Origin of the sequence: Mesorhizobium sp. M5C.F.Ca.IN.020.32.2.1 (assembly GCF_004023105.1) — a bacterium.
Classification (GTDB): Bacteria; Pseudomonadota; Alphaproteobacteria; order Rhizobiales; family Rhizobiaceae; genus Mesorhizobium; species Mesorhizobium wenxiniae.
This window is the reverse complement of sequence record NZ_RZSX01000394.1, coordinates 1-5,573: the sequence shown is the minus strand read 5'-3', so window position 1 is coordinate 5,573 and position 5,573 is coordinate 1. Positions and strand designations below refer to the sequence as shown.

Genomic DNA, 5,573 nt, shown 5'->3' with positions numbered 1-5,573 from the left:
CATCGTCAGCGAGCTAATTTCGGCGACGCGCGACAAGGCTGGCGCCGTCATCGACGGCGATCCCGAAACCGTCGCCGAGGTCAAGGATGTCTGGACCTTCGCCCGCGATACGCGCTCGCGCGACCCGAACTGGAAGCTCGTCGCCACCGAAGAAGAAGACTGAGCCCGGACCACGGCGAGGCTCCGGTGTCGCTATCTCAGGCGTTCCGCGAAAAATCCTTTGACGATCTGCCCGGTTGGGACGAGGACGACCATCTGGCCGCGTTCGCGGCTTTCCGGCGCTCGGCTTTTCATGTCCTGACAAAACCCTATCGCTCCGGCGGGCTCGGCGTCGATTTCAATGCCTTCACCGAGGCCTACGCTGCAGCCCGCACCGTTTCGCCAACCGACCGGGCGCAAGCCCGCGCCTTCTTCGAGCATCATTTCATTCCGGCGCACATAGGGGGCGAAAGCGGCGGCACCGGCCTCGTCACCGGCTTCTATGAACCGGTGGTCGACGCTTCATCGGTGCGAACCGAACGATTTGCGGTGCCGCTGCTGTCGCGCCCGGCCGATCTCGTCGACATCGACGACGTCAACCGGCCGCCCGGCATGGATCCCTATTTCGCCTTCGGCCGCGCCACGCCGAACGGGCCGGTCGAGTATTTCGACCGCGGCGAGATCGAGCGCGGCGCGCTCGTCGGCAAGGGTTTGGCTGGCAAGGGTCTGGAAATCGCCTGGCTAGCCGACAAGATCGACGCCTTCTTCATTCACGTGCAAGGTGCAGCCAGGCTCACCATGACCGACGGCCGGTTTTGCCGCGTCACCTATGCCGCCAAATCCGGCCAGCGCTTTACCGGACCCGGCAAGATCCTGAGTGAATTAGGCGAAATCCCGCTCGAAGCGGTGACCATGCAGTCGGTCCGCGCCTGGTTCAAGGCGCATCCGGATCGCATCGACGAGATCCTGTGGCGCAACCGCTCCTATATTTTCTTCCGCGAGGCGGCTGTCGACGACCCGGAACTCGGGCCGATCGCTGGCGCAAAAGTGCCGCTGACGCCGGGCCGCTCCGTCGCTGTCGACCGTCTGCTGCATACATTCGGCACGCCGTTCTACATCGATGGGCCGTCGCTGACCGCTTTCGACGACAAGCCGTTCCGGCGACTGATGATCGCGCAGGATACCGGCTCGGCCATTACCGGGCCGGCCCGCGGCGACCTGTTCGCCGGAACGGGACATGCGGCCGGCGAGATCGCCGGCGTTGTCCGCAACCCTGCCGATTTCTACGCGCTGATACCGCGCCAGCTTGTACCGGGAGCGGGGCGATGACCCGGCGCATTGACAGGCTGAGCGAGGACGATCGGGTCCTGTGGAACCTGGTGGCGCGCACGGCCAAGCCGCTGAAGGGCAAGTCCGCCAGCGACATCCCGGCTATCGGCCCGGACGTCGGTGATGACACGAAGCCACCGCCGCGTGTCCAGGCGATGGCTCCTGCTGCGGCCACGAAAGCAAAGGCGCAGCATGTCTCGCATGTGATCGACGAACCGACGCTGGAAAAACTGTCGAAGGGCCGATTGCCGATCGAAGGCCGCGTCGACCTCCATGGCCTGAGCCAGGACGAAGCCTATTCGCTGCTGTTTTCCTTCCTGCACCGGGCGCATGCCGGGGGCATCCGTTATGTGCTGGTCATCACCGGCAAGGGTTCGTCGTCGGGCGGCGACGGCATCTTGCGGCGCGCCGTGCCCGCCTGGCTGTCGACACCCGCTTTCAGGCCGCTTGTCTCCAGTCACGACCATGCTGCCCGCAACCATGGCGGCTCGGGCGCGCTCTATGTCCGCCTGCGGCGTGGGCGCTAATGAGGATGCAGCCCATGAGGATGCACTTGTGACCCCGTTCGGCGAAAAGCTTCGCGCCCTGCGAAGCCAACGCGGTGTCAGTCAGAAGGCCATGGCCGAGGCGATCGGCGTCAGCGCAGCCTATTTGTCGGCGCTGGAGCATGGCCGCCGTGGCGCGCCGACCTGGACGCTGATCCAGAAGATCATCGGCTATTTCAATGTCATATGGGACGATGCCGAAGAACTCGAGCGGCTGGCGGACACCTCGCACCCACGGGTGAAGCTCGACACGTCGGGCCTCAGCCCCGCCGCCACCGAGCTTGCCAATGTTCTGGCCGAAAACATCGAAAAACTCGACGAAGCGGAGCTTCGCCGCATCACCGCATCGATCCGCGCCGCGCTGAAGCAGCCAAAATGACGGCCTGCTACTGAACCGAGCCAACCAGAACCGGCTGGCCATCACGGATCGAGACCCAGCGGCCGGTATTGTCGATCGCCTGCCGCTTGAGGAAGCGATAGCCGGTCCGGTCCCACGAGCGGACCTTTCCGTCCAGATTGTCGAGGACGTAGTCGCCCTTGCTTGTGCGCACGGTCAGCACGGCGTGGCCCTCACCGTCCGGCTTGCGCACGACGGTCATCAGAAGATTGGCGTAGGAAACGCCCAAGCGGTTCAATTCGCGGCGCTTTTCCAGGACATAGTCCTCACAGTCGCCAACGCCCTTGGCGGGATAGGCCCAGACCTCGTCCTTGCCATAAATGTCGATGTCGCTTATCGGCTTGACGGCGGCGTTGACCCTGGCGTTGACGCTGAGCATCTTGCGCCAGAGCGCACCGCTCATGGTGGCCGGGGCGAGATTGCCCGGATGGATCGAGCATTCGGCCGGACTGGTCTTGCAGAAATCGTAATGGCCGATCGGCTGCGATGTCGGCCCGCCGGTTGCCATTGGTCCCGCCGAAGCCGCCGTAGACCAGCCTGCCGCAAATGCCAGCCCTAACAGGGCGCACGCGCGCAGCCTTCTCGCCATTGGTGAGGAAATCATTGTCCCCCTCGTCCCTTGTTGTTAATGAAAGGTTAAGGGCGATCTACAGTCCCTGTCAATTATACCAACGGCCAGATTTGCGACATGGTTACCCGCGCGGCCGAACAGCGGCTATTGTGCAACAGGTCGACTTGAACTGGGCTGCCATCCGGGACTCACAACGCTATATCTTTACTTTTTGGCGGTGCGAACCAGCTTCGGCCTCACCGCGACGCGGGTCTGGCGGCCATAGCTGGTGATGAAGTCGACGATGCGCGGCACGATTTCGGAGCGGAAGCGCGAGCCGTTGAAGACGCCGTAATGGCCGACCGCCGGCTGCATGTAGTGAGCGTGCCTGTCCGCGGGGATGTTGATGCAGAGGTCGTGCGCGGCCTGGGTCTGGCCGAGACCGGAAATGTCGTCGTTCTCGCCCTCGACCGTGAACAGGGCGACATTGCGGATATCGGAGGGGTCGATGGCGACGCCGCGATGCATCATTTCGCCCTTGGGCAAGGCATGGCGGACAAACACCGTGTCGACCGTCTGCAGGTAGAACTCCGCCGTCAGATCCATTACCGCCATATATTCGTCATAGAAGTCGCGGTGCTTTTCAGCATTGTCGCCATCATGCTTCACCAGATGCATGAAGAAGTCCTTGTGGGCGATGATATGGCGGTCGAGATTCATGCTCATGAATCCCGAAAGCTGCAGGAAGCCGGGATAGACCTCACGGCCGAAGCCGGGCACCGGCCACGGCGCCTGCATGATGACGTTGTCGCGGAACCAGTCGATGCCCTTTTCCTCGGCCAGAAGGTTGACCGCGGTCGGATTGCGGCGGGTATCGATCGGCCCGCCCATCAGCGTCATTGTCGAGGGAACGAACGGGTCGCCGCGCGTTTCCATCAGCGCCACCGCCGCGAGCACCGGCACCGAAGGCTGGCATACAGCCATGACATGGGTATCGGGTCCCAGCGCATGCAGCATGTCGACGATGTAGTCGATGTAGTCGTCGAGGTCGAAACTGCCATCCGCCAGCGGCACCATGCGGGCGTCGACCCAGTCGGTGATGTGCACGTCGGTATGGGGCAGCATCGCCTCGACCGTGCCGCGCAGCAGCGTCGCATAGTGGCCCGACATCGGCGCCACGATCAGCAGCTTCGGATCGGGCCGGCGGCCGGCGGGAACCGCCCGCTCGAAACGGAGGAGATTGCAGAACGGCCGCGACCACACCGTCTTTTCGGTGACATCGACGCTTTTCCAGTCGACCACCGTCTTGGTCAGGCCGAATTGCGGCTTGCTGTAGCGGCGCGTCGTGCGCTCGAACAATTCGGCCGTTGCCGCGATCGAGCGGCCCCAGGACGTGTGCGTGAATGGATTGAGCGGATTGGTGTAGAACATACGCACCGCATCGGCATAGAAGCGGGCCGGTTGCACGGCGGCGTGGTTCAATTCGTAGAACTGGTAGAACATCGAGAACCCCGCTGCTGCGACCGAAGGGACGACAGCAGTGCCGAGCCTTGAATCTCGCGGGGAGGTTAACAACAAACTGCTGCGATGCAATACGTCAAGTGCCGTGATTTATGCTGATACTTTCGTCTAAGGTGTTGAAAAGCGGCTTGAACGGCGGCAGCCGGCTTATTGTGCGGTTGCGAAGGAGTAACGAGGCAAGGCGTGTCCGGCTCAGGCCGGACACTACAAGCATTACACGCGGTCGGTGCACACGGAAGTATGGCCCGAACTTATGAAGCCGAGCCGCCTGGCGGCGCCCTTCGACAGATCGATCACGCGCCCCTTGATGAACGGGCCGCGGTCGTTAATGCGCACGACGACGCTGCGGCCGTTCTTGCGGTTGGTCACCTTCAGCTTTGTGCCAAAAGGCAAGGTACGGTGCGCGGCGGTCAGCGCCGACGGGTTCATCCGCTCGCCGGAAGCGGTCTTCGAGTACAGCGCGTACCAGGAGGCGCGGCCGCATTGCGCGGCGGCAGGGGAGGTGGATGCGCCGACCATCAGGCCAGCCGCGATCGTCGCCGCGACAAGCGCGGTCCGGTTTGGTTTCGTCATCTGTGGCAAGTGGCTCCGTTTGACAGACCCGGCCGTTAAGGATCGAATGTGGCACGAAATGCGGCAGTCATCTGGCGGTTCCATGACTACAGTACACGTTTGGAGACGGTGGGAAACACTTTGTCAGACGTTATTCGGCGTCGCCGCGATCCCCGATGGTCTTCGTCTCGATATCCGACGTCGATATACAAGCAGAAGCGAATACGATCGGGTCGCCTCCTTTCGCTTTGCCATCGCGGTCATGGCTGAATTGATGATCGACTTGGAAAGGAAATTCCGGCGATGAGATTGATCAAGAATCTGCTGGCGTTGGTCGTGCTCGCCCTCGGCGCGCTGTGGTCGCTGCAGGGCAGCGGCCTCGTCGGCGGCAGCTTCATGACCGGCCAATCGCAATGGCTCTATACCGGTATCATCACTGCGCTGGTCGGCCTGGGCGGCCTGGTGTGGGCGAACCGTTCGCGCCCCTGACACTCGAACCACCTCAGGGTTTGGCGGCGTTTCGGTCGACCGGCGAATGTGCGCCCGCCACAAACAAGCATTTCCTGTTTTGCGCCCACCTTAGGCAAATCGATGCTGCAAATAGCCGAGGATTTGAAAACCGGTCCCTGTATTCGGGGTTAGTATAGTAGTGTTATCGACATTGCAGGAATTGAGAGAACGATTAGCGATGTCCATATCG

General features: G+C 62.5%; 8 protein-coding genes. 5 read left to right on the top strand and 3 right to left on the bottom strand.

The features are described 5' to 3' along the window. The 4 genes from EOA86_RS19720 to EOA86_RS19705 form a co-directional block, all read left to right on the top strand. Positions 1–163, top strand: a 163-nt coding sequence (locus tag EOA86_RS19720) for a TIM44-like domain-containing protein (RefSeq protein WP_164891837.1), incomplete at its 5' end; no start/stop codon positions are given. A 23-nt stretch (positions 164–186) separates the two neighbouring features. Further along, positions 187–1,308, top strand: coding sequence for a murein transglycosylase A (locus EOA86_RS19715; RefSeq protein WP_128343181.1), 1,122 nt, complete (start codon positions 187–189; stop codon positions 1,306–1,308). Next, complete coding sequence (locus tag EOA86_RS19710) at positions 1,305–1,835, top strand: Smr/MutS family protein (RefSeq protein ID WP_029348044.1); 531 nt, start codon at positions 1,305–1,307, stop codon at positions 1,833–1,835. The genes EOA86_RS19715 and EOA86_RS19710 overlap by 4 nt, the downstream gene beginning before the upstream one ends. A 28-nt stretch (positions 1,836–1,863) precedes the next feature. Further along, the gene (locus EOA86_RS19705) at positions 1,864–2,232 is read left to right on the top strand and encodes a helix-turn-helix transcriptional regulator (protein WP_095520159.1); all 369 of its coding nucleotides are present in this window, start codon (positions 1,864–1,866) and stop codon (positions 2,230–2,232) included. Between the two features lie 7 nt (positions 2,233–2,239). On the opposite strand, the gene EOA86_RS19700 is transcribed toward EOA86_RS19705, so the two are convergent. The 3 genes from EOA86_RS19700 to EOA86_RS19690 all read right to left on the bottom strand — a co-directional run bounded on the left by EOA86_RS19700 (position 2,240) and on the right by EOA86_RS19690 (position 4,894). Next, the gene (locus tag EOA86_RS19700) at positions 2,240–2,854 is read right to left on the bottom strand and encodes a transglutaminase-like cysteine peptidase (protein ID WP_128343179.1); all 615 of its coding nucleotides are present in this window, start codon (positions 2,852–2,854) and stop codon (positions 2,240–2,242) included. A 171-nt stretch (positions 2,855–3,025) separates the two neighbouring features. Next, a complete protein-coding gene (locus EOA86_RS19695) occupies positions 3,026–4,303 on the bottom strand; it encodes a polyhydroxyalkanoate depolymerase (protein WP_128343178.1) in 1,278 nt (425 codons plus the stop codon). A 231-nt stretch (positions 4,304–4,534) separates the two neighbouring features. Then, on the bottom strand, positions 4,535–4,894 hold the full coding sequence (locus tag EOA86_RS19690) for a septal ring lytic transglycosylase RlpA family protein (protein ID WP_029348050.1): 360 nt from the start codon (positions 4,892–4,894) through the stop codon (positions 4,535–4,537). Positions 4,895–5,176: 282 nt separating this feature from the next. Between EOA86_RS19690 and EOA86_RS19685 the strand changes: the two genes are divergently transcribed. Then, positions 5,177–5,362, top strand: coding sequence for a hypothetical protein (locus EOA86_RS19685; protein ID WP_128343176.1), 186 nt, complete (start codon positions 5,177–5,179; stop codon positions 5,360–5,362). Positions 5,363–5,573: the final 211 nt, after the last annotated feature.